Origin of the sequence: Draconibacterium orientale, from assembly GCF_900111425.1 — a bacterium.
In the GTDB taxonomy this organism is placed as follows: domain Bacteria; phylum Bacteroidota; class Bacteroidia; order Bacteroidales; family Prolixibacteraceae; genus Draconibacterium; species Draconibacterium orientale.
In genome coordinates, this window is record NZ_FOHT01000035.1 from 39,392 (window position 1) to 61,575 (window position 22,184).

The following is a 22,184-nucleotide window of genomic DNA, read 5'->3' on the forward strand; positions in this document are numbered from 1 at the left end:
ATAAAGAGAGCGTTGAAAGGCGATTTTGACGATGATAAAAAACAATTATCGGCAAAAGAACAGTTTAAACTGTACTCAAAAGCGGATGAAACAGAGCCGTTTACTGCCGCGCAGTTGGAGGAAAAGTGGAAAGCTTTCCTTCCACGCCTGGATGATCGTCCGAGTTTGAAGGCTACCTTGTCGATTTTACCAACAATTCAGGAAGACTGGACTTTGTTGCTGGAAGTGGATAACCGTATTCAGGATGAGTTGCTGGTAAATATTAAACCTGAATTGGTGTCGTATTTGCGAAAAGAATTACGCAACTCGAAGATTAACCTAAAAACGGTGGTTTCGGATATTGTGCGGGAGAAAGTAATTTACTCGGATATTGAAAAGTACCAGGAAATGGCCAAAAAGAATCCAAACCTGGCGCTGCTGAAACGAACTTTAAACCTGGATTTTTAATTTGAATATCCGTTCTATGTCAGAATTAATATTTAGCACGTCATGCTGAACTTGTTTCAGCATCTCTCGCATCTGCTAATGGTCTATTTGTAAGAAAGACCCTGAAACAAGTTCAGGGTGACGTTTTGGTTGTTACTAATTACCGACGTTCAATATTTTTAATGTCAGGTTAAAACATTTAAGAGAGAAGCGTCATGCTGAATTTATTTCAGCATCTTTTAAATAATGAAGATTCCGAAACAAGTTCGGGATGACGTAATTGATATCGACGACCTGGATTTAAAATCAAGGCGACAAGCGTTTGATTTTCCACTCGTTTTCAACTAATTCATAAACTATACGGTCGTGCAGGCGGCTTTCGCGACCCTGCCAAAATTCCATTTTTACCGGGCGAACCAGGTAGCCGCCCCAATTTTCCGGGCATTCAGGCTGTTCTCCCTGTAAGGCATTTTGTAAGGAGCGATATTGTTCTTCCAATTTACTTCGTGAAGTTAATGTGGCACTCTGAGCAGAGGCACATGCTGCAATCTGACTTTCCAAAGGGCGCGATTTGAAATACTGCACGGATGCCTCTCTTGAAACCTTTTCTGCGATTCCGTCAATGCGCACTTGCCGTTCCAGTTCGGGCCAAAAGAAGTGGATTCCAACCTTGTTGTTCTTTTCAATGGCTTTTCCTTTTTGGCTGTCGTAATTGGTGAAGAAGGTAAAACCGTCAACCGAAATATCTTTCAACAAAACAATACGCGATTGCGGGAAAGCACCGGCTTGTGCGGTAATCAGGCTCATTGCCGAAAAATCATTCACATTGGCACGTTGTGCGTCGTTCAGCCATTCTTTAAATTGATCGATAGGGGAAGCAGCCACACTTTGTTTGGTTAGTGCTGCGAATCGGTATTCTCTTCTTATGCTATCTAATTTCATTATTCTACGCGGTTTTCTATTGATTTCTGTTCGCTTTAGTAAAGCCTGAAATTGTATGTCAGCATAACCACAAACACCAAATTTTGTTTACACATTTTCGCTTCACTGAACCATTTATTTATGCTGTTGTTTTAAATAAAAGACAGCGAAGTCTTTATATGTGTTTTTGTAGATAACCTGTTTTTCAACCGACAGGCTGCGATACCGTATTTTAACTTTAAATTATAGCCGTATGAAAAAATTAGCTTTTGTTTTAGGAATTCTACTGAGTGTGAATTTTGCTTTTGCCGGAGACGGAAAACAGCTGGCAATTGGCGATAAAGCTGTTCATACCGATGTGAAAATGAAAGATGTATCAGGAGCTGAAATATCGTTGAGTGATGTCCGTAAGGAAAATGGACTTTTAGTAATGTTTTCGTGTAATACCTGTCCGTTTGTTGTGGCCTGGGAAGATCGTTTTAACGCGGTGAAAGAGTGGGCCGATAACAACGATGTTGGAATGATTGTGTTAAACTCGAATTATCAGAAACGCGATGGAGCCGACAGTTTCGACGAGATGAAGAAGAAGGCCAAAGCGGAAGGATATAATTTCAACTATGTGGTTGATAAGGACAGTAAAATTGCCAATGCTTTTGGCGGGCAAACAACGCCGCATGTTTTCTTGTTTGATGGCGACATGAAACTGGCCTACAAAGGGGCAATTGACGATAATTACAAAGATGCTGAAGGCGTTAAACAAGCGTATTTAAAAGACGCACTTGTAAGTTTAGGAAACGACAAAAACATTGCAATTGCCGAGACCAAACCGTTGGGATGTGGAATTAAGCGAAAAGTTGATTAAGTATAGTTTTGATTATAAATTGAAGAAGCTCTCATCTGTAATGGATGGGAGTTTTTTATTCAGTGAGACCCAAATTACAGGAGAGAAACGAACTGTAATTTTATGATCGAACTAATCCCGATAGCGTAGCGTATCGGGATAAATGAGTTAATACTCCGATGCTTGCATCGTAATTAACCTACATTCCATATTGCTGCCTCGTTAGCTTGCTGCTAGGTAGTTCATTTCTCAAAGAAACTGAAATTCACTTTTCCGTAGGTTCGCAGCTCTTTAAAACAGGTGTGCGACGAGAAATCGTATTCTTTCGGATGTTCCAGAATAAAAAGTCCGTCGGGGGCTAAAATATTGGTATTCAGCACCGCATCTGGAATTTCTTTAAACTTCGGGTGATCGAATGGCGGATCGGCAAAAATAATATTAAAGCTATCGGGTGTTTTTTGTACAAACTTAAATGCATCGGCCTTAAAAACCTTCGCGTTGCTTATTTTAAGGGCGTCTATTACTTCCAAAATGAATTTATAGTGTGGAAAGTGTGTTTCAACCAGAGTGGCGCTTAAACAGCCTCTGCTCAAAAATTCGTAGCCCATACTTCCGGTTCCCGAAAACAGATCGAGAATATTTTTATTCGAAAACTCATAACGGTTTTCAAGAATATTAAACAAGCCTTCTTTTGCAATGTCGGTTGTTGGCCGGGCTTTAAATTTTTTGCCCGGATGAAAAATCCTTCCTTTAAATTCGCCTCCGATTATTCTCATATGAACTACAAAAATAGACTAATATTTTTTGTGATAAGCGCTTTGTTGATAAAAGTCGGTACCGCAATTGCTGCATTTATCGCAGAGGATTGCGAAAAATGCTTTTGCAGTACATCCTCTAATCCGGCGTGGGCTTTTATATTTCCTGCAAACTGCACGGTAATTTCTTTGGCCGAAATACTAAACTGGCGCAAAACCGTAAGCACAAAATACACCACATCGTTGGGGTGTTTAAAACTAAAATTATTGATCAGCTTTAATTCGTTTTGGCCAAACAGGGCCATCGAAAAATGATTGGTACCAAAAAGCAGCAATAGTTTCGGAGTGGCTTCCGAAATGTTGGTCTGCTCAATTATCCGATGGAAAGGGTGAATGATTTGTGCTGAAGGTAAACGTTTATTTATTGTTTGTTGAAAACTTTCGGGAATGGCAAACAGTAATTCTCCGTTTACTCCGGCAATTTTGTTGTTCAGCCAGCTGGCCTGCTCGTTTTGCTCAAAAAGCAGGGGAGTAATATTTTGGACAATGTTATCCCGGTAGAATTGTTCCGGAATCAGGGTAAAATTTTGGGAATGGTAAACGAGGAAAATTTTGTGGAAGTTATTTTGAAGAATGGTTTCTTCTGCGAACAACGCTTCAAAATGCCTGGCCAATAAATTTGTGTTGCTTATCTTCAGTGCAATGTCTTTAAAATAGAGCAACTTCCTCTGGGTGGGGCAAACAATAGAAAAAGAAAATCCATTCAGGCTAGCCTGAATGGATAATATTTTTTCACCGGTAGTTTCCGGTTGAAACGTTTCTTCTACAAATTCATGCATGGTTTATTCCCAGTTACCCGCATTATTGTTAGTTTCTTCCAACGATCCAACTTTTAAACCCGGGTATTTTTCGTTGGTTCTGCGCTGATCGTTAAGGTTGATGGTTAATTGTTCATCTAAACCTCTTAATATAACGTTGTTATGTGCTTTTGCTTCAAAAACAGGAACCTTAATACCTGAACCGGTTGTAATGATGGTAGCTCCCAGGTGGAACTCAGTAGGCTCGCCCGGAACTGGAATGTAACGCAAACTATTGGCGTCGTAGTCACCACCAAAAAGTGCATCGATAACACCAACTCTTACTGTATCACGAATGATAAGTCCCATTTCAATCGCTTTTTTCTCAGTAATTTTGGCTTCGATCATACTATCAGTCAATTCACCGATAGCTCTTACGTTTCTAACCGAGTCGTTCGAAACGAAGCTGATTAAAGTATCCCAACTTCCTGTAAACTGACCATAAATATCTTTGTAGGCCAATTCAGCTTTACGAATATCTTTTAACTTTGCAACGGTTGCTTCGTAACGCGCATCTTTTGCTTTTTCGAAAGTAATAGGGCGCTGAATACTTTGGTAGATTAAATAGGTAAGCACAACGGCTACAAGGAAAAGTACAATCTGAATTACGGTTCTCATTTTTATTTTTTTATAAGTTCATTTTTCGTTTGCCTGCAAATTTAAAAAAAAAAACAAATTAGCTTCTTACACCCTATGTTATTTTAGCTGGTATGATCAAAAAACACTTAAAAGCCATACTAATCGAAAAACTTGGTTTTCCGCCAACAAATAGTCAAACGTGTTTAATCGATACTTTGGCTGAATTTATTTCCGGTGCCGAGCCTGATCGGATTATGCTGATAAAAGGCTATGCCGGAACAGGAAAAACAACCATGCTTTATTCGTTGACGCAATGTTTACTCTCCTTCAAAATTCGTTCCGTTTTAATGGCTCCAACCGGACGGGCGGCAAAAGTTATGGCTTCCTATTCAGGGATGCCCGCATTTACTATTCATAAAAAGATATACCGTCAGCAGTCGGCATCCGATGGAATGGGACGTTTTGTACTGAATAAAAATTTGTACAAGAATACTTATTTTATTGTTGACGAGGCTTCGATGATATCAAACGAAATGGTGGAGAATGCTGTTTTTGGCAGCGGACGTCTGCTTGATGATTTACTTCAGTACGTTTATTCGGGAGAGAATTGCCACCTGGTTTTAGTTGGCGATACCGCGCAGTTGCCGCCTGTTGGTTTAAGTATAAGTCCGGCCCTCGAAGCTTTTAGTTTGGAGCAATATGGCTTTTCGGTTTCCGAAGTGGAATTGAAAGAAGTGGTACGACAGGCAGAAGGTTCAGGCGTTTTATCCAATGCCACCGAAATGCGAAATATTATCGCCGAACAGCATTACGAAGGTTTTTTCCCGATCGAAACAAAAAGTTTCCCCGATGTTGAACGTATTTCGGGAGGAGAGTTGATCGAAACCATCTCGTCGTGTTACGATAAATATGGTTTTTTCGATACCACTGTGGTTACCCGCTCGAATAAACGCGCCAACCTTTTTAATAAAGGAATACGCGGTTCAATTCTTTACAAGGAGAATGAGATTGAGCGCGGCGATTTGGTGATGGTGGTAAAAAACAACTATTTCTGGCCCGGCGAGGATGATAAACTTGATTTTATTGCCAACGGCGATATTGCTGAAATCATATCAATTTACGGATACGAAGAATTGTATGGTTTCCGGTTTGCCGATGTGTGTTTGCGTTTTGTTGACTACGAAGATGTAGAACTCGACTGTAAAATCTTTTTGGAAACACTGAGTATTGAAACAGCATCTTTCTCGTCGGAGCGAAACCGGGAGTTATTCCATGCCGTTTCGGAAGATTATATTGATATCCGAAATAAGAAAGAGCGTTGGAAGAAGATTAAAGAGAATCCGTATTTTAATGCCTTGCAGGTAAAATATGCCTATGCGTTAACCTGCCATAAAGCGCAGGGTGGGCAATGGAAAGCAGTTTTTGTCGATCACGGATATTTGGTGGAAGATATGTTGGATACGGAATATTACCGTTGGTTATATACCGCTTTTACGCGCCCAACTGAAAAATTATACCTGGTGAATTTTGATAAAGGATTTTTTGAAGGGGAAGAAGATGTTTAGATTATGTATTTCTTTCCTTCAATGGCCAGTTCGGTGTTCTTGAAAACTTCGCGGGCTTCGGTTTTAAAATCATTAAGGTTTTTAAACCGGCTCGAAAAATGACCGATCAACAACTTTGAAGCCTTGCTCAGTTTTGCCATTTCTGCTGCCTGGCGGGCAGTGGAGTGGAGTGTTTTTTCGGCCAAATCTTTTAGCTCTTCCAAAAATGTAGCTTCGTGGTACAGCAAATCAACACCATTAATTATTTCTGCAATTGGCGGATGAAATGCCGTGTCGGTGCAAAAGGCATACGATTTTGGTTTGGGCGGGGGAGTTGTTAGTTTTTCATTTGGAATGATTCTTCCGTCTTCTGTTTCAAAATCGGCGCCGGCTTTAATATCCTTAATTTGTGCTAGCGGAATATTGTAAGCCTTTATCATTTCCTTTTTTATATTGGCTTGTTTGGGCTTCTCACGGAACAGGAAGCCTACAGTTGGAATGCTGTGTTTTACCGGAAACGATAGCACTTCGATATTTTTACTCTCGAATACAGTTTGTGGCTTTTTCAGGTTCAGCGGATGAAAAATGGGTTTAATGCTCATTTCTCCGCGAATAAAATCGAGTTGCGGCTGAATAAGTGTTTTTAACTCGGAAGGGGCATAAATGTGCACATCGCTTTTTACGCCCAGCAGATTCATAGTCGATAACAAACCAATTAAGCCATAATAATGGTCGCCATGTAAATGCGAAATAAAAATATGTCTGATTTTGCTGAAACTGATCTTGTTTCGGCGCAATTGTATTTGGGTGCCTTCGCCACAGTCGATTAAAAAACAACGCCCAGGTACTTCAAGTACCTGGGCTGTTGGATATCTGTTTGAAGTCGGTAATGCTGAATTACTTCCTAGTATGGTTAATTCGAAAGACATGCTGTTGTTACAGGTTTTCTTTCTTCTCCAACAATTCCTCTGCTTCTTCAACCGTATCTGTAATTAACAGAACGGTGTGAAGCATCGAAATCTTTACCAGGTTTTCTACATCGGGCTGCAAACCGCAAAGGATAAAAGTTCCTATTGCATCTTCGCATAACCGGTTGGCAACTAAAACTGATCTCAAACCTGAAGAATCGCAGTAAGTAACACTACTCAGGTCAAGAACGATGTTTTTTTCACCATTGTTATTAATAACTACCAGCTCCGATTTCAATTCGGGCGCATTATTGGTGTCTAATCTGTCAGTATTTACCTTTACTAAGGTGTACTTGTCGTTTTTTCGAATCTCGAATGCCATGCTTCAATTTACGAAAATCAAATTAAATTCACCAAGTGCTTATTTGTCTTTTTTCTCTTCTTGCTCCATTTGCTTTTTCAGCGCAGCCAAATCGCTTACGTCGCCAAGAGTAGTTTTTTCGATGTTATCGCTAACAGTTTTCATAGCGCGCTTGTTAGAGCTTTTCTGAGCTTTACGCTGCTCGCCTTCTGCTGCACGTTTCACATCTTCGAAAATACGTGAGTGAGAAACAATGATTCGTTTAGCCGACTTGTTGAACTCGATAACTTTGAAATCAAGTTTTTCGTCTTGCTTAACTGAAGTACCGTCTTCTTTCACCAGGTGACGTGGAGTTGCGAACCCTTCAACACCGTATGGAAGTGCAATTACAGCACCTTTGTCCATCAATTCAACCACAGTTCCTTCGTGAATTGAATCGGCAGTGAAAATTGTTTCGAATACATCCCATGGATTTTCTTCCAGTTGTTTGTGACCTAAACTCAAACGACGGTTGTCTTTGTCGATGTCAAGTACTACAACTTCAATTTCTTCACCAATTGCAGTGAATTCTGATGGGTGCTTGATTTTTTTCGTCCAGCTCAGGTCTGAAATGTGAATCAAACCGTCAACACCTTCAGTAATTTCTACAAATACACCGAAGTTAGTGAAGTTGCGCACTTTTGCAGCGTGCTTGCTTCCAACAGCGTATTCAGTATCAATTTTCGACCAAGGATCTTCTTTCAGTTGTTTAATACCCAACGACATTTTGCGTTCGTCGCGGTCCAGTGTAAGAATTGCTGCTTCAACTTCGTCGCCAACGCTTAAGAAGTCTTGTGCACTGCGCAGGTGCTGGCTCCAGCTCATTTCTGAAACGTGGATCAAACCTTCAACTCCAGGAGCAATCTCAACGAATGCACCGTAGTCGGCAATAACAACAACTTTACCTTTTACTTTGTCGCCAACTTTCAACTCTGAATCCAGGTTATCCCATGGGTGAGGAGTTAATTGTTTCAGACCAAGAGCGATACGTTTTTTGTCATCATCGAAATCAAGGATAACAACGTTCAGTTTCTGGTCTAATTCAACGATCTCGCTCGGGTGAGAAATACGACCCCAGCTCAGGTCAGTAATGTGGATCAATCCGTCGACACCACCAAGGTCCATAAATACACCGTATGAAGTAACGTTTTTAACGGTTCCTTCCAATACCTGACCTTTTTCAAGTTTAGCGATAATTTCTTTTTTCTGTTGCTCAAGCTCAGCTTCGATAAGAGCTTTGTGCGAAACAACAACGTTACGGTATTCGTGGTTGATTTTAACCACTTTGAATTCCATTGTTTTACCAACGTAAATATCGTAATCGCGGATAGGTTTAACATCAATTTGCGAACCTGGCAAGAATGCTTCAATACCAAATACGTCAACGATCATACCACCTTTAGTACGACATTTGATGTATCCTTTGATGATTTCATCGTTTTCAAGCGATTCGTTAACACGCTCCCAAGAACGGGTTGCACGCGCTTTTTTGTGCGAAAGGATCATCTGTCCTTTTTTATCTTCAAGACTTTCGATGTAAACATCTACTGCGTCGCCTACTTTCAACTCTGGATTGTAGCGGAATTCGTTCAAGCTAACAATACCGTCCGACTTGTAACCTATGTCAACAACTACTTCGCGTTTGTTTAACGAAATAACTTTACCTTCCAGAACTTCTTTTTCTGTAACGGTATTTAATGTGTCGTTGTAAAGATCTTCAAGGCTGCCACGTTCTTTTTCTGAATAGGCATCTCTTCCTTCTTCCAGGCTGTCCCAATCGAAATCAGCATCTGCTTCGGCTGTTGTTTCAACGGCCTTTTTTTCTTTTTTAGCTTCTGCTTTAGGAGCTTCCGCTTTTTCGTCAGCTGCAGTTTCTGCAACTACTTCTTTTTTTTCGTCCTGAACAGGAGTTTCTGCTACTTCTTGTTCAAGCTCTTTTTTCTTCTCTTCTGTCATGTAATTTTAATTAAATTAATGAGTTAGACTTTATATTTGTTAAAATTTGCGCGCGCAAAATTATAACTAAATTCAATTAAAACAAAAGATTCGTGTTATTTTATTGAAATAGAGCAAAATTGAGCCGTTTTTTAGCGCAAAACACCATATGCTTAACATAGTTTAGTTTTATGGCCTTATTTAGGATTGCATTCCGGGTTTCTTTTATTTACTTTTGAAGCCTGATAAAGTGAATCCTCTTTTCATCGTCATTTAATAGTTGGGAAGTAGGAAATCAGACAAGCTATAGAACGAATAAACCATTTAATATGAAGGGAATAATTTTAGCCGGCGGTTCAGGAACCCGTCTTTATCCAATTACACGATCTATTTCAAAACAAATTATACCGGTTTACGATAAACCAATGATTTATTACCCGCTATCGGTTTTAATGCTGGCCGGAATTCGTGAGATATTAATTATATCAACTCCCGAAGACATTGGTTTGTACGAGAAATTATTTGGCGACGGTTCGCAGTTGGGCTTAAAACTGTCGTATAAAATTCAGCCATCGCCCGATGGTTTGGCGCAGGCTTTTATACTTGGCGAAGAATTTATTGGCAACGATAACGTGAGTATGATTCTTGGCGACAATATATTTTATGGTTATAAATTCAGAAAAATTCTGGAGCAGGCTGCAACATTGGAGGACGGTGCAACGGTATTCGGGTATTACGTGAACGACCCGGAGCGATACGGAGTTGTTGAATTTGACGAGGCCGGAAAAGTAATCAGTATTGAAGAAAAACCCGACGAGCCTAAATCGAACTATGCCGTAACCGGACTTTATTTTTACTCGAACGATGTAGTTGAAAAGGCAAAACATCTAAAACCATCAAAACGCGGAGAGCTTGAAATTACAGATTTGAATCGTATATATCTTGAAGAAAACCGGTTGAAGGTTAAACTGCTCAGCCGCGGATTTGCCTGGTTGGATACCGGAACACACGACAGTTTGTTGCAGGCCTCGAATTTTATTTCAACAATTGAGCAGCGCCAGGGCCTGAAAGTTTCGTGTATTGAAGAAATTGCATGGAAAAAGGGCTACATCAGTACTGAACAGCTTATTGATCTGGCCAAGCCACTTAGTAAAAATCAATACGGCGAATACTTATTAAAAATCGTCAGCAAAAAAGCATTTACATTTTAATAACGAATGAATATAGTAGAGACAGGAATCCCCGGATTAGTTGTTATTGAGCCGCGGGTGTTTGAAGATGACAGAGGGTATTTTTTCGAAACTTTTCAGCAGGAAAGGTACCGCGAAGCAGGAATTGAAAGACCATTTATTCAAGATAACGAATCGCAATCGGTAAAAGGAGTCGTGCGGGGTTTGCACTTTCAATTGGGCGATGCAGCGCAGGCAAAACTGGTGCGCGTAATTCAGGGAAGTGTTTATGATGTAGCTGTTGACCTGCGTAAAGGATCGCCGACTTTTGGGAAGTGGTTTGGTGTGGAATTGAACGAAAATAATAAAAAACAGTTATATGTGCCGCGAGGCTTTGCTCATGGCTTTTCGGTTTTAAGTGAAACCGCTATTTTTACCTACAAATGCGACAACTTATACAACAGCGAAGCCGAAAGTTCAATTAACCCGTTTGATAAAACATTGGGAATCAATTGGCAGGTGAAAGAAGAGGAAGCCTTGGTTTCGGAAAAAGATAAAAATGCTCCGGCGTTTGAAAAGGCTCAAATGAATTTTGTGTATTAGCAACAATGAAGATATTAATAACAGGCGCTTACGGACAACTGGGTAACGAATTAAAAGTACTCAGTAAAAATTACCCCGGGTGGGAATTTGTTTATACCGATGTTGATTCGTTGGATATTACCAATGAAGAACAAGTAAAAAATTACTTTGCCGACAATAAATTTGGGATGGTAATTAATTGTGCTGCCTACACTGCGGTTGATAAAGCAGAGTCGGATTTTGAAACGGCACAAAAAGTAAATGCTTTAGCTCCAAAGCTGCTGGCAAAATATTCCAAAACTATTGGGGCAAAGCTGATTCATGTTTCAACCGATTATGTTTTTGGCGGCGATGCCCATCTTCCTTACAGCGAAACAGATGCCGTTGCACCAAACGGAGCATACGGCAAAACAAAGCTCGAAGGTGAGCAAAATTGCCAGGCGGAGAACCCGGAAACAGTAATAATCAGAACAGCCTGGTTGTATTCAACTTTTGGAAACAACTTTGTAAAAACAATGCTGCGCCTCGGTAAAGAAAAGGGTGAACTGGGAGTGGTTTTTGATCAGGTGGGATCGCCAACTTATGCCGCCGATCTGGCAGCAGCAATTTTAAAAGTGGCCGAAAGCGAGGAGTTTGTGCCGGGAGTTTACCACTATTCTAACGAAGGCGTAGCCAGCTGGTACGATTTTGCGTTGGCAATTTTCGAACTTTCAGGAGTCGATTGTAAAGTAAAACCAGTGCTTTCTGAAAATTTCCCGACACCGGCAAAACGACCGGCCTACAGTGTGCTGAATAAAGCAAAAATAAAAGAAACCTACAACCTGGAAGTTCCGTATTGGCGTGATAGTTTAAAAGTGTGCTTAGATAAACTTGCCTCAGATAAAATATAAAGAAAAGCTTATCTTTAAGTTTCTAAAAAAGATTGAAGATTGTAATGTTAACATGAATAAAATCAATTCTGAATTGAATAAATTCACTAAAGCGTTTTCAATGGATGAATTATTCGAAAAGTTAATCTTGATGGAGAAGCTTGATGCCGCAAGAGAGCAATCAGCAAGAGGTGATGTTGTTTCAGAGGCAGAACTTGACTCTGAAATAAAAAAAGGTTCAAATTATCTGTCAAAAAGTGTCAGATTCTCGAATTGATATTTTTACAATCCATCATTCAGCCAGAGACTTAATAAATAGGAAAATAAAACAGATATAAAATGGAAAATCAAGAATTAATGGAAGTAAGAGCGAAAGCGCAGGAATGGCTTTCGGATACTTACGATGAAGAAACAAGAGCCCAGGTTCAGGCACTTTTAGATGCCGAAGATCCGACAGAGCTGATTGATTCTTTTTACCGCAGCCTGGAGTTTGGAACCGGCGGTTTGCGCGGAATTATGGGCGTTGGAACCAACCGAATGAATATTTACACTGTTGGAGCAGCCACGCAGGGATTAAGTAATTATCTGAAGAAGAATTTTGCTGATCTGGATGAAATAAAAGTGGCAATTGGTCACGATTGCCGGAACAACAGCCGTTTGTTCTCCGAAACCAGTGCAAAGATTTTTGCCGCCAACGGAATTAAAGCTTATTTGTTTGAAGATTTACGTCCAACACCGGAGCTTTCGTTTGCGATTCGCGAGCGGGGTTGCCAAAGTGGTATTATTCTTACCGCATCGCACAACCCCAAAGAATACAATGGCTACAAAGCTTATTGGGAAGACGGTTCGCAGATTGTTGCGCCACACGACGTAAACATCGTTAACGAAGTGGCCAAAATTAAACCCGAAGATATTAAGTTCGACGGTTCCGACGACTTGATCGAGATATTGGGAGAGGAGATGGATAACAAATTTCTTGCTGAAGTGAAAAAAGTTTCCATTTCGCCCGACGTGGTTGAGCGCCACAAAGACATTAAAATTATTTATACACCAATTCACGGAACAGGAGTGAAACTGATTCCTGCTGCATTGCGCGAATTCGGTTTTACAAATATCATTAATATTCCGGAGCAGGATGTGGTGAGCGGCGATTTTCCTACAGTGGTTTCGCCGAACCCGGAAGAGCCTGCAGCCATGGAAATGGCAACAAAAAAAGCTGCCGAAATTGATGCCGACGTGGTTATGGCTTCCGATCCCGATTCTGACAGGATTGGTGTAGCCGTGAAAAACGATAAAGGCGAATACATCATTGTAAACGGTAACCAAACGGCGCTGCTTTTCTTCTACTACATTATCGTAAAAATGAAGGAAGCCGGCAAACTGAAAGGCAACGAGTTTGTGGTAAAAACCATTGTTTCAACCGAAATGATTGCCGAAGTGGCCCGCCGCAATAACATCGAATATTTTGATGTATATACCGGGTTTAAATTTATTGCCGAAGTAATTCGCGACAACGAAGGTGTGAAAAAATACATCGGTGGCGGCGAAGAAAGTTTTGGCTTTATGCCATCGGATTTTGTGCGCGACAAAGACGCCGTTTCGGCATGTGCTTTAATGGCCGAAATCACTGCATGGGCCATCGATCAGGGCAAAACATTGTACGAATTGTTGCAGGACATTTACCTGGAATACGGTTTCTCGCGCGAGAAAATGAAATACGTGGTTCGTAAAGGAAAGTCGGGTGCCGAAGAAATTCAGCAGATCATGACGAAATTCCGTAACGATCCGCCAAAAGAATTGGGCGGTTCGCCAATGGAGTGGGTAAAAGACTACTCAACCCTGATTGCGAAAAACCTGATTACCGGCGAGGAGAAGAAAATCGATCAGAAGGTTACTTCAAACGTACTGCAGTTCTTTACACAGGATGGAACAAAAATTTCGGTTCGCCCATCGGGAACAGAACCTAAAATTAAGTTCTATTTTGAGGTAGCTGGCGAACTGAAATCGCGTGAAGATTTTGATGCAGAAGAGCAAAAGGCTGATGCCAAAATCGATGCAATAATGGAAGAACTGGGATTGTAATTTGAATAAGCGCTTAGCGGTTTTGAACCGCTTAGCGCATTAATAATAAATACCTAAATCAATAAAAAATGAAACTAAAAATTTTAACTGTAGCCTTGCTTTTTGTTGCAGTGTGCGCAGTAGCTCAGGAAGAGAGACCGCAAATGGTACCTGAAATGACTGAAATCTGGGATCCTGAAGTGCCGGTAATTACACCCGGAGAAACTCCGGCAGATGCACCTTCGGATGCCATTGTTTTATTCGACGGTGTGGATATCGACCGCGAGTGGACAAACGGAGATGGTGGCCCGGTTGGCTGGAAAGTAGCCGACGGTTGTGTAACCGTTGAAAGAGGAGCCGGAATTATTCAGACAAAACGTGCTTTCGAAGATTTTCAGTTACACATAGAGTGGCGGTCGCCGGCTGAAGTGGTTGGTGAAAGCCAGGGACGTGGAAACAGTGGTGTTTTTCTTCAGAAACGCTACGAAGTGCAGGTGCTGGATAATTACAACAATCGTACTTATCGCAATGGCCAGGCCGGAAGTTTGTACAAACAATATGCGCCGCTGGTAAATGCCTGCAAAGGCCCGGGCGAGTGGCAGGTTTACGATATTATTTACACGGCTCCACGTTTTAACGACGATGGAACATACTTTACTCCGCCAACTGTAACAGTTTTACACAATGGTGTTTTGGTTCAGAATAATTCAAAATTGCGCGGACCAACAGAATACATTGGTATTCCGGAGTACAGTGTTGAAAAACATGGTGCCGATGTTATTCAGTTACAAGACCATGGAAATCCGGTGAGCTACCGCAATATCTGGATTCGGGAATTGTAACTACATACAATTTTGTAAACGAAAAAGGTCGTCTCATAACTATATTGAGACGACCTTTTTTTTATGCGTTTCTGAGAGCTTGTTATTAAAGCTCCAACACAAACTCTTCTTTCGGATTACGCACTTTTTTCATCGATGCTAACCAGTCACCTTCTGTATCACGATATCCCAAAGGAAGCATTGTTACACTTTTTAATCCTTTCGATTTTAAATCAAGCAGTTTGTCCAGTTCATCGGTTGAAAAACCTTCCATTGGCGTGCAATCTACTTTTTGCTCAGCGGCTTGCGCAATCGACAATCCAAAACCAATGTATGCCTGACGGGCAGTATGAATAAAGTTTTCTTCGGCCGATTGAGGAAGGTAAGTCGCTTTTAGCTTATCGGTGTATGAACCGAAACGTCCGCGAGGTAACCCGCGCTCATCGGTTGTTCTGTTGTAAATTTCATCAATTCGTTCTTCGGTATAACGATCCCAGGCGGCAAAAACCAACAAGTGCGAACACTCGGCAACGATTTCCTGTCCCCAGGCAATAGGTACGATTTTATCTTTTAATTCCTGGTTGGTGATTACTATTACCCGAAACTGCTGTAAACCTGATGATGTTGGAGCAAGGCGAGCTGCCTCCACAATTTTATCTACATCTTCCTGTGCTACTTTTTTTGTAGGGTCGTACTTTTTAGTGGCATATCTCCACTGTAAATTTTCTAATAATGACATTGTTTCTCTATTTATGACTTTAATAATTGAAGCCCTATTTGGCTCTGTTTAATATCTTTACTACTAATTCCTTTAGCTGCATTAAATCTTCATGGGTAATTCCCATGGCTTTTACAACCTTTTGCGGAACCTCTGCTGCTTTGGTTTGTAATTGTTTTCCGCTCTCGGTAAGTGAGATTTCCACTACGCGCTCATCTTTGCTGTTTCGTTTTCGCGAAATCAAACCTTTGGCAGACAGCCGCTTTAATAATGGAGTGAGTGTTCCGTTATCGAGATTTAATTTATTACCAATTTCATGTACCTTTTGCGGCTCATTTTCCCACAAGACCATCATTACGAGGTATTGCGGATAGGTAAGATCAATCTCTTCAAGAATCGGACGATACACATTAACGATTTCGCGCGATAAGGCGTAAACCGGAAAACATACCTGACTCTTTAATTTTAACTTTTCCTCCATTTATTAAAATTTGTGTTGTGCAAATGTAGTATGAAATAAAATCGTACGCGACATAAAAGAGTGAAATACAAATGATTTTAGAAAAGCTTAATATTTCATGAATATTGTAAGATTACCAAATGAAAGGGATCGGTTCTGTTGCCGAATAACGAATTAATGAATAACAGTACCCCGCACCCCTGCTCCCGCGCTGCCGCGCGATTGTATCGCGTGGTTTTCAACCAATAGCGAGGAATCCGGAGAAACTATTACCAAACATCAAATTAGTTCGATGACAGCCGTGCGCAGCGATTTGGAACAGGCAATAAAAGACCTGCTCGAAATCCTTCCGGGTTACTACCGCATGACCAACAACGAAGCGCTTGGGGCAGTGCTCCCTAAAATAAAAGAACTGATCGACCGCACGGTATAATCGCGGGTTGGTCGTTACTTTTCAGACCTTTAAGGTTTTCAAAACCTTGAAGGTCTTTCTTTTTTGAAAATGCGTAAAACGATGAAATATAGGCTCTAGCAGATCTTCGGCTATCAACTTTTTGAGTCGGGCAGGCCCGTGCAAAAATGCATCTGGAAACTTTAGTTCGAATAATTATCTACGTAATTTTGTGGGAAGTGATGTTCCGGTGCAGCAGATTCTTCGCTGCGCTCAGAATGACAGCAAACGGTCACAGTGTCTAGTATCCAGCACCTAGTATCTAGCATCGAGTACAGTAAGCGTTTCGAGTCACGAGTTATGGCAACTCAGGGATGTCATCTATATTTTTAACATATATAAAGATGACATCCTTTCAGTATCCAGCATCCAGCAACCAGATATCCAGAATCAAGCCTCCCGCATTTGATGACCGGAACAATTGCCTACTTCTTCAACTGATCCTTAAAAATCTTTTTGAATTTCTCCAGTTTAGGAGCTACCACAAACTGGCAATAGCCTTGCGTTTTATTACGCGCATAATAGTTAATGTGGTAATCTTCGGCGATATAAAACTTTTCAAATTCGGTAACTTCGGTAACAATTGGTCTGCTATAAACCTCTTCTTTTTCAAAAAGATTGATAACGCGTTCTGCCACTTCTTTTTGTTCTTCGTTATGGTAGAATATTGCGGAACGGTATTGCGGGCCAACATCGTTGCCTTGACGGTTCAACGTTGTAGGGTCGTGAGTCATAAAAAACACTTCCAGAATTTCGGAAAAGCTTACTACTTCCGTATCGAAAGTAATTTGTACCACTTCGGCGTGGCCGGTTGTTCCCTCGCAAACCTGCTTGTAACTGGGATTTTTTACGTGGCCGCCGCTGTAACCCGGTTTTACCTCAACAACTCCTTTTAACTCCAGATAAATGGCTTCGGTGCACCAAAAACAACCTCCGCCCAGTGTGGCTTTCTGCAAATCTTTACTCATACAACTGCTCGAATAAATTAATAATGTGAATATAAGTGCCAGTGTCTTCATTTCTTTTTAGGTATAAATCGTGAAAACGTTTTTTTCTCAAACTCCCAGGCAAAGCGGAATTGCCCAAAAACTGAGGCAATTAGTAAAAATAACACCTGGTAAGCCGGAACTACGGTTACGATGTAGAGTGGCACTTTTATCCAAAGGCTGGTAGCTTCGGTTATGCCCACCAAATCGAAAACTCCCTTGCGCACATACAGTGCAGCACTTCCGGTTATTGAAAATACGAATAGAATTATTAAAACCTGGAAATTACTGTTCAGGTTCCATTTCTTTTTTAGCCGCTCAAACATGATTTAACTTTTGCTACTAGTAACAAAAGAGTAGAATGTATGTTTGGTGTTGTTTTAAATAATATGGGTTTGAAAAATGATGTAGCCGTAAATGGCAAAGCGTAAAAAGCGGAACAGGGCATATTTCAGGTAACGTTTTGATGGGTACCCGGCCGAGCCAACCAGCAAGCTTATGGCCGCCCACGGAAGCGGAGTTAGCGCTGCAACAATAATAAGAAATAAACCATATTTTTTTAGCAAAGGCCATTGTTCTTTCAGGAAGGTATTGCGGAAACGTTTAAGCCCGTTGTGGTTGAAGAAATACCGGCCAATAAGAAATGTGAGGTAGCCCATAAAATACGAGACCGCAGCAAAGAACGCCAGGTTAAGGAAATAATGCGCAATCGTATCTTTGTTAATGGCCCATATCATAAAAAGTTCGGGCGGAATGATTCCGAAAACAAACTCCGAAAAACAATACACCAGGTAAACCAATAGGGGTTGGGCGTATATTTTATCCATCCAGGCATCGGGAGTGCGCGAAATAACAAATTCCTTACAAAGAAAATAGGCACCCAAAAGTATGAGCAGCCAGGCAAAGCCTTTTAAGCTGTTTTTTATTAGAAATTGTATGCGCGGACTTAACTTCATAGTTGATTTTGTTTACGCGGCAATGTACAAAATAAAAGACACACACAAAGCCAAAACCGTTCCAAGGTAACTGAATGGGAAGAAGATTTTTTTAAGTTAATTCCACCACTGTAATCTCCGGTGGCATACCTATTCGTCCCGGAAACCCAATGTAGCCAAACCCACGGTTTACATACAGAAATTGTTTGTTTTCGCGATATAAACCTCCCCAGCGCGGGTATTTGTATTGCACGGGGCTCCACTTAATTCCGGCACGTTCAATGCCAAACTGCATGCCGTGTGTATGTCCGGCAAATGTGAGGTCGATATCGGTAGATTTTAGCACTTCTTCATCCCAGTGCGACGGATCGTGGCTCATTAAAATTTTAAAGGGTTGGCCTTGTGCTTTTTCGGAAGCTTTTTGCAAATCGCCGTGTTGGGGGAATGGAGGTTTTCCCCAGTTCTCAACACCAATCAGCGCAATTTCTTCGCCGTTAATGTGTAAAGTTTCTGTTTCATTCAGCAACAACCGGAAACCAATTTTCTGATGAAATTTTTTGATGGCAGCCAGGTTTTTTTCTTTGGTAGCCGCCGATTCCCATTCCGAATAGTCGCCGTAGTCGTGATTTCCAAGCACCGAATATTTGCCAATTTTGGCTTTCAGCTGCGATAAAACCGATTCCCAGCCTTCGGTTTCTTCGGCAAAATTATTTACCAGGTCGCCGGTAAACAAAAGAATGTCGGGTTCTTGTTCGTTAATCAGCTCAACAGCTTTTGCAACCTGGTCGAATTTCTTGTTAAAGCTACCCAGGTGCATGTCCGATATCTGTACGATTTTTAATCCTTTAAACGATTTTGGCAAATTGTTGAAGGTTAGTTTTTCGCGCATTACGCGGTAATTAAATTTCCCTTTTGTAACTCCATAAAGAATCCCTGCAAACGGAACGGCTGCCAAAACCAGTCCCATTTGATATAAAAACTCTGCTCTCTCCATTTTCCTTCCCGAATTATTTGATGTTGAATCTTTTTTTCTTTTTTCCTTCATCCAGTTGAAAGTTTTCTGCAAAATCAACTGAACATCTTTTAGTAACACAAAAACAATGAACACAAACTTCGGGATGTAAAACAAGGCAAAACCAACCACCAGGTAGCCGACGTATATGTAAGCATCGGACTGTTTTACGTGTTTTATCCCGAACATAAAAAGGCAAAATCCATCAAACACAAGAACTGAAATAGCCCAGAACAAAATGCTTAAGGATTGTTTTATGAATTTATTTCTGAGTTTTGCGAGCAGCGGTTTTATGCCACGGAAAGTGTAAATATCCACCAGCAGCATAAAAATAAAAAGTGGTATCAATAAGAAAATACTCGCTCTCATACAATTACCTCATTGTTTTAATCCGCATTATTCATCTCAACTACCCGATTAGCCCAAAACGACGTAAGTTTCGTATCCATTTTTTGATACTCAAAAAGTGGACTCAACTAAGTCGGGATTAACCCGGAATACCATGACTATTGCCGTAGTCGAATGAGTCATCCGGGTTAAGTCGTTGCAAATAAACACTTTTAATCTTAAAATGTTTGTGACCGGGCTCCTAAATAAATCACAAAAAACCTTAAATGTAATGAGGAAATTACAACTTCTGGGGATCAGTATTTGAGTTGAATCAAATAGAAAAGTGATTAGAAGTTTTAATGCTTATCGTCTCAAAGTCGCAGTGCTCATGTTCGAATAGACAATAAACATTTACTAATCTTCGGAGGCTTCTTCTGTTTTGCTTGAGTTGGCTACCAGCCGATTTATTTCTTTAAGTTCATTGGGTGTAAAATGGCGGTACTCGCCACGTTTTAAATTGCCGAGTTCGATATTCATTATTCGTACACGTTTCAGGCGGGTAACTTCGTAACCCAAATGCGAGCACATTCTGCGGATTTGGCGGTTTAGCCCTTGCGTAAGAACAATATTGAAAGTGAAGTCGTTGATGCGTTCTACCCGGCATTTTTTTGTAACTGTATCAAGAATCGGAACGCCGTTGCTCATTTGCCGGATAAATGCCTTTGTGATTTTCCGGTTTACGTTAACAATGTATTCTTTTTCATGATTATTTCCGGCGCGAAGAATTTTGTTTACAATGTCGCCGTCGTTGGTCATAAATAGCAGTCCTTCGCTGGGTTTGTCGAGCCGCCCGATGGGGAAAATCCGTTCAGGGAAATTAATAAAATCTACAATGTTATCCTTTTTGCTGGTGTCGGTGGTGCAGGTAATCCCAACCGGTTTATGAAAAGCCAGGTAAATATTCGGAACTTCCTTTGTAATCAGTTGCCCATCCACTTCAATACGATCGTCCGAAGTTACCTGAACACCTAATCCGGCCACCTCGCCGTTTACTTTTACCTTGCCGGTTTCAATCAGCCGGTCGGCCTCGCGCCGCGAACAAAAACCGGTTTCCGATATGGCTTTATTTAATCGTTTGCTTTCCATTTGCCTGCAAAAGTAGAAAATCCGTAGCGATCGGAAGGCTTTAAATTGACCTTTTCCAACGTTACTTGACTTGAAGCAGTCGTTGCTTCACTCGAAGCACTCGTTTCCTGACTTGAAGCACTCGTTTGTCTTAAATCGAAGCGGTCGTTTCTTGATCTGATGTAGTCATTTCTCGGCTCAAAGCAGTCGTTTCCTGAGTTGAAGCGGTCGTTTCTTGACTTGAAGCAGTCATTTCTTGACTCGAAGCGGTCGTTTCCTGACCTGATGTAGTCATTTCTCGACTTAAGGCGCTTGTTTCCTGAGATGAAGCATTCGTTTCTTAACCTAAAGTAGTCATCGATTTAAAGGTAAATCAACTCCAGCATTTTTTCCAGCCAGTGCGCGTCAACTTCCGTAAAAGCGGCTTTTCCCGAACTGTCGATATCCAGTACGCCAATAACTTCTCCGGTTTTATTTTTCAGCGGAACCACTATCTCAGAATTCGAGCGGGCATCGCAGGCAATGTGATCCGGGAAAGCGTGCACATCTTCAACTATTACTGTTTCTTTTCGGTTGTAAGCAGCCCAGCACACTCCTTTGTCCTTTTCCAGAATCTGACAGGCAACCGGCCCCTGGTACGAGTTAACGGTCATTTCTCCATCTTCAATCAGGTAGTAACCCGTCCAGAAAAAGTAATCCATTTTATGGTGCAAAACGGCAATAATGGTTGCCATTCGCGCCTGCGTGTTGTTACTTTTTAGTACCAGTTCGCTCAGTTGTTTGTAAATTCTTCCGTATCGGCCTTCTTTTTTTCTGTCTTCCATTTTAATATCTTCTGTGCGTTGTTTTATTGCACGAATAAACAAAAAATCGTTAGTTTAGTTGAATAAAAAAACTGAAAAAATGCACCGAATAATCGATGATCCGAATGAACGCCAGTGGGGAATGTTAGTTCATATTGCTGCTTTGGCCACCTTTATTTTACCTGTTGCCGGAAATATAATTGGCCCGCTTATTATTTATCTGACGAAAAAAGATGAGTACGAATTTGTTGCCGAACAGGGCAAGGAAGTGCTAAATTTCCAGATTACCTGGTCGATCATATTTTTCATTTCAATCATTTTGATTTTTGTGGGAATTGGCATTTTAATGCTGGTTGGATTCGGAATTGCCTGGCTGGTTCTGGTTATTGTGGCTTCGGTATCGGCAAGTAACGGAACGCCTTACAAATATCCTTTTACCATTCGTTTTTTGCAGTAATAGAGGATGTAATCTTTTTCAAAGATGACATCCCTTGGTTTTACTGATTATTAATAGCCATTGAATAACTACAAACATTTTCCTAAATTGATTGGAAACAATTTTGGCTATTTCTGTTTCATTTTCAATCATTAGTGTCCGGTAAAAATTTACCGGGCAGTACATTTTAAAGAACCACCCGGTATGTCTACTTTTGAGTTACCACACCAAAAAGTTAGACATGGGTAAAAATACAATTT

The 22,184-nt window shown here is 40.9% G+C and carries 26 protein-coding genes; 11 read left to right on the forward strand and 15 right to left on the reverse strand.

Going from position 1 to position 22,184, the window contains the following annotated elements; all coding sequences use genetic code 11:
- Positions 1-12 precede the first annotated feature (12 nt).
- Complete coding sequence (locus BMW53_RS20695; protein ID WP_081804883.1) at positions 13-447, forward strand: DUF8439 domain-containing protein; 435 nt, start codon at positions 13-15, stop codon at positions 445-447.
- 285 nt (positions 448-732) lie between these two features.
- Here the strand turns inward: BMW53_RS20695 and pdxH are convergent, their stop codons facing one another.
- Positions 733-1,368 (reverse strand): pyridoxamine 5'-phosphate oxidase, encoded by a 636-nt coding sequence (gene pdxH, locus BMW53_RS16885; RefSeq protein WP_038560930.1) that lies wholly within the window; start codon positions 1,366-1,368, stop codon positions 733-735.
- A 232-nt stretch (positions 1,369-1,600) separates the two neighbouring features.
- Between pdxH and BMW53_RS16890 the strand changes: the two genes are divergently transcribed.
- On the forward strand, positions 1,601-2,209 hold the full coding sequence (locus tag BMW53_RS16890) for a redoxin domain-containing protein (protein WP_038560935.1): 609 nt from the start codon (positions 1,601-1,603) through the stop codon (positions 2,207-2,209).
- Positions 2,210-2,430: 221 nt separating this feature from the next.
- Here BMW53_RS16890 and rsmD read toward each other — a convergent pair whose 3' ends face one another.
- Genes rsmD through BMW53_RS16905 form a run of 3 tightly spaced genes read right to left on the reverse strand, consistent with a single transcriptional unit; the run spans position 2,431 to position 4,418 of the window.
- Positions 2,431-2,964 carry a 16S rRNA (guanine(966)-N(2))-methyltransferase RsmD gene (gene rsmD / locus BMW53_RS16895; protein ID WP_038560939.1) on the reverse strand — a complete coding sequence of 178 codons (534 nt, stop codon included), beginning with the start codon at positions 2,962-2,964 and terminating at the stop codon, positions 2,431-2,433.
- 5 nt (positions 2,965-2,969) lie between these two features.
- The gene (locus BMW53_RS16900) at positions 2,970-3,782 is read right to left on the reverse strand and encodes a DUF3822 family protein (RefSeq protein WP_038560942.1); all 813 of its coding nucleotides are present in this window, start codon (positions 3,780-3,782) and stop codon (positions 2,970-2,972) included.
- A 3-nt stretch (positions 3,783-3,785) separates the two neighbouring features.
- Positions 3,786-4,418 (reverse strand): hypothetical protein, encoded by a 633-nt coding sequence (locus BMW53_RS16905; protein ID WP_038560945.1) that lies wholly within the window; start codon positions 4,416-4,418, stop codon positions 3,786-3,788.
- A 92-nt stretch (positions 4,419-4,510) separates the two neighbouring features.
- On the opposite strand from BMW53_RS16905, the gene BMW53_RS16910 reads away from it, so the two are divergent.
- A complete protein-coding gene (locus BMW53_RS16910; RefSeq protein ID WP_038560948.1) occupies positions 4,511-5,944 on the forward strand; it encodes an ATP-dependent DNA helicase in 1,434 nt (477 codons plus the stop codon).
- Here the strand turns inward: BMW53_RS16910 and BMW53_RS16915 are convergent.
- Genes BMW53_RS16915 through rpsA form a run of 3 tightly spaced genes read right to left on the reverse strand, consistent with a single transcriptional unit; the run spans position 5,941 to position 9,187 of the window.
- The gene (locus BMW53_RS16915) at positions 5,941-6,852 is read right to left on the reverse strand and encodes a ribonuclease Z (RefSeq protein ID WP_038560951.1); all 912 of its coding nucleotides are present in this window, start codon (positions 6,850-6,852) and stop codon (positions 5,941-5,943) included. The two genes, BMW53_RS16910 and BMW53_RS16915, sit on opposite strands and share 4 nt — an antisense overlap.
- Positions 6,853-6,859: 7 nt before the next feature.
- A complete protein-coding gene (locus tag BMW53_RS16920; protein ID WP_038560953.1) occupies positions 6,860-7,213 on the reverse strand; it encodes an STAS domain-containing protein in 354 nt (117 codons plus the stop codon).
- A 39-nt stretch (positions 7,214-7,252) separates the two neighbouring features.
- Positions 7,253-9,187, reverse strand: coding sequence for a 30S ribosomal protein S1 (gene rpsA, locus BMW53_RS16925; protein WP_038560956.1), 1,935 nt, complete (start codon positions 9,185-9,187; stop codon positions 7,253-7,255).
- A gap of 308 nt (positions 9,188-9,495) precedes the next feature.
- Between rpsA and rfbA the strand changes: the two genes are divergently transcribed.
- The 6 genes from rfbA (at position 9,496) to BMW53_RS16955 (ending at position 14,689) form a co-directional block, all read left to right on the forward strand.
- Positions 9,496-10,377, forward strand: a complete 882-nt coding sequence (gene rfbA / locus BMW53_RS16930; protein WP_038560959.1) for a glucose-1-phosphate thymidylyltransferase RfbA — start codon at positions 9,496-9,498, stop codon at positions 10,375-10,377.
- Positions 10,378-10,383: 6 nt separating this feature from the next.
- Positions 10,384-10,938, forward strand: a complete 555-nt coding sequence (rfbC, locus tag BMW53_RS16935) for a dTDP-4-dehydrorhamnose 3,5-epimerase (RefSeq protein ID WP_038560962.1) — start codon at positions 10,384-10,386, stop codon at positions 10,936-10,938.
- 5 nt (positions 10,939-10,943) lie between these two features.
- A complete protein-coding gene (gene rfbD / locus BMW53_RS16940) occupies positions 10,944-11,807 on the forward strand; it encodes a dTDP-4-dehydrorhamnose reductase (protein WP_038560965.1) in 864 nt (287 codons plus the stop codon).
- 100 nt (positions 11,808-11,907) lie between these two features.
- Positions 11,908-12,063, forward strand: a complete 156-nt coding sequence (locus tag BMW53_RS21005; protein WP_157470833.1) for a hypothetical protein — start codon at positions 11,908-11,910, stop codon at positions 12,061-12,063.
- 62 nt (positions 12,064-12,125) lie between these two features.
- Complete coding sequence (locus tag BMW53_RS16950) at positions 12,126-13,868, forward strand: phospho-sugar mutase (RefSeq protein ID WP_038560971.1); 1,743 nt, start codon at positions 12,126-12,128, stop codon at positions 13,866-13,868.
- 68 nt (positions 13,869-13,936) lie between these two features.
- Complete coding sequence (locus BMW53_RS16955; protein ID WP_038560974.1) at positions 13,937-14,689, forward strand: 3-keto-disaccharide hydrolase; 753 nt, start codon at positions 13,937-13,939, stop codon at positions 14,687-14,689.
- Between the two features lie 85 nt (positions 14,690-14,774).
- On the opposite strand, the gene BMW53_RS16960 is transcribed toward BMW53_RS16955, so the two are convergent.
- Positions 14,775-15,407 carry an NAD(P)H-dependent oxidoreductase gene (locus BMW53_RS16960; protein ID WP_038560977.1) on the reverse strand — a complete coding sequence of 211 codons (633 nt, stop codon included), beginning with the start codon at positions 15,405-15,407 and terminating at the stop codon, positions 14,775-14,777.
- 34 nt (positions 15,408-15,441) lie between these two features.
- Positions 15,442-15,867, reverse strand: coding sequence for a MarR family winged helix-turn-helix transcriptional regulator (locus tag BMW53_RS16965; protein ID WP_038560980.1), 426 nt, complete (start codon positions 15,865-15,867; stop codon positions 15,442-15,444).
- Between the two features lie 271 nt (positions 15,868-16,138).
- Between BMW53_RS16965 and BMW53_RS21010 the strand changes: the two genes are divergently transcribed.
- Complete coding sequence (locus tag BMW53_RS21010) at positions 16,139-16,279, forward strand: hypothetical protein (protein WP_157470836.1); 141 nt, start codon at positions 16,139-16,141, stop codon at positions 16,277-16,279.
- A gap of 443 nt (positions 16,280-16,722) precedes the next feature.
- Here the strand turns inward: BMW53_RS21010 and msrA are convergent, their stop codons facing one another.
- The 6 genes from msrA to msrC form a co-directional block, all read right to left on the reverse strand.
- Complete coding sequence (gene msrA / locus BMW53_RS16970) at positions 16,723-17,316, reverse strand: peptide-methionine (S)-S-oxide reductase MsrA (RefSeq protein ID WP_074781041.1); 594 nt, start codon at positions 17,314-17,316, stop codon at positions 16,723-16,725.
- Positions 17,313-17,609 carry a DUF6787 family protein gene (locus tag BMW53_RS16975; RefSeq protein WP_038560986.1) on the reverse strand — a complete coding sequence of 99 codons (297 nt, stop codon included), beginning with the start codon at positions 17,607-17,609 and terminating at the stop codon, positions 17,313-17,315. The genes msrA and BMW53_RS16975 overlap by 4 nt, the downstream gene beginning before the upstream one ends.
- A 54-nt stretch (positions 17,610-17,663) precedes the next feature.
- Entirely contained in the window at positions 17,664-18,239 is a 576-nt protein-coding gene (locus tag BMW53_RS16980) for a hypothetical protein (protein ID WP_038560989.1), read from the reverse strand.
- A gap of 91 nt (positions 18,240-18,330) precedes the next feature.
- Positions 18,331-19,599 carry a metallophosphoesterase gene (locus BMW53_RS16985; RefSeq protein ID WP_038560992.1) on the reverse strand — a complete coding sequence of 423 codons (1,269 nt, stop codon included), beginning with the start codon at positions 19,597-19,599 and terminating at the stop codon, positions 18,331-18,333.
- 375 nt (positions 19,600-19,974) lie between these two features.
- Positions 19,975-20,706, reverse strand: a complete 732-nt coding sequence (gene rluF / locus BMW53_RS16990) for a 23S rRNA pseudouridine(2604) synthase RluF (protein WP_038560995.1) — start codon at positions 20,704-20,706, stop codon at positions 19,975-19,977.
- Positions 20,707-21,047: 341 nt separating this feature from the next.
- On the reverse strand, positions 21,048-21,509 hold the full coding sequence (msrC, locus tag BMW53_RS16995; protein ID WP_038565133.1) for a free L-methionine (R)-S-oxide reductase MsrC: 462 nt from the start codon (positions 21,507-21,509) through the stop codon (positions 21,048-21,050).
- 79 nt (positions 21,510-21,588) lie between these two features.
- On the opposite strand from msrC, the gene BMW53_RS17000 reads away from it, so the two are divergent.
- Entirely contained in the window at positions 21,589-21,945 is a 357-nt protein-coding gene (locus BMW53_RS17000) for a DUF4870 domain-containing protein (RefSeq protein WP_038565136.1), read from the forward strand.
- Positions 21,946-22,184: the final 239 nt, after the last annotated feature.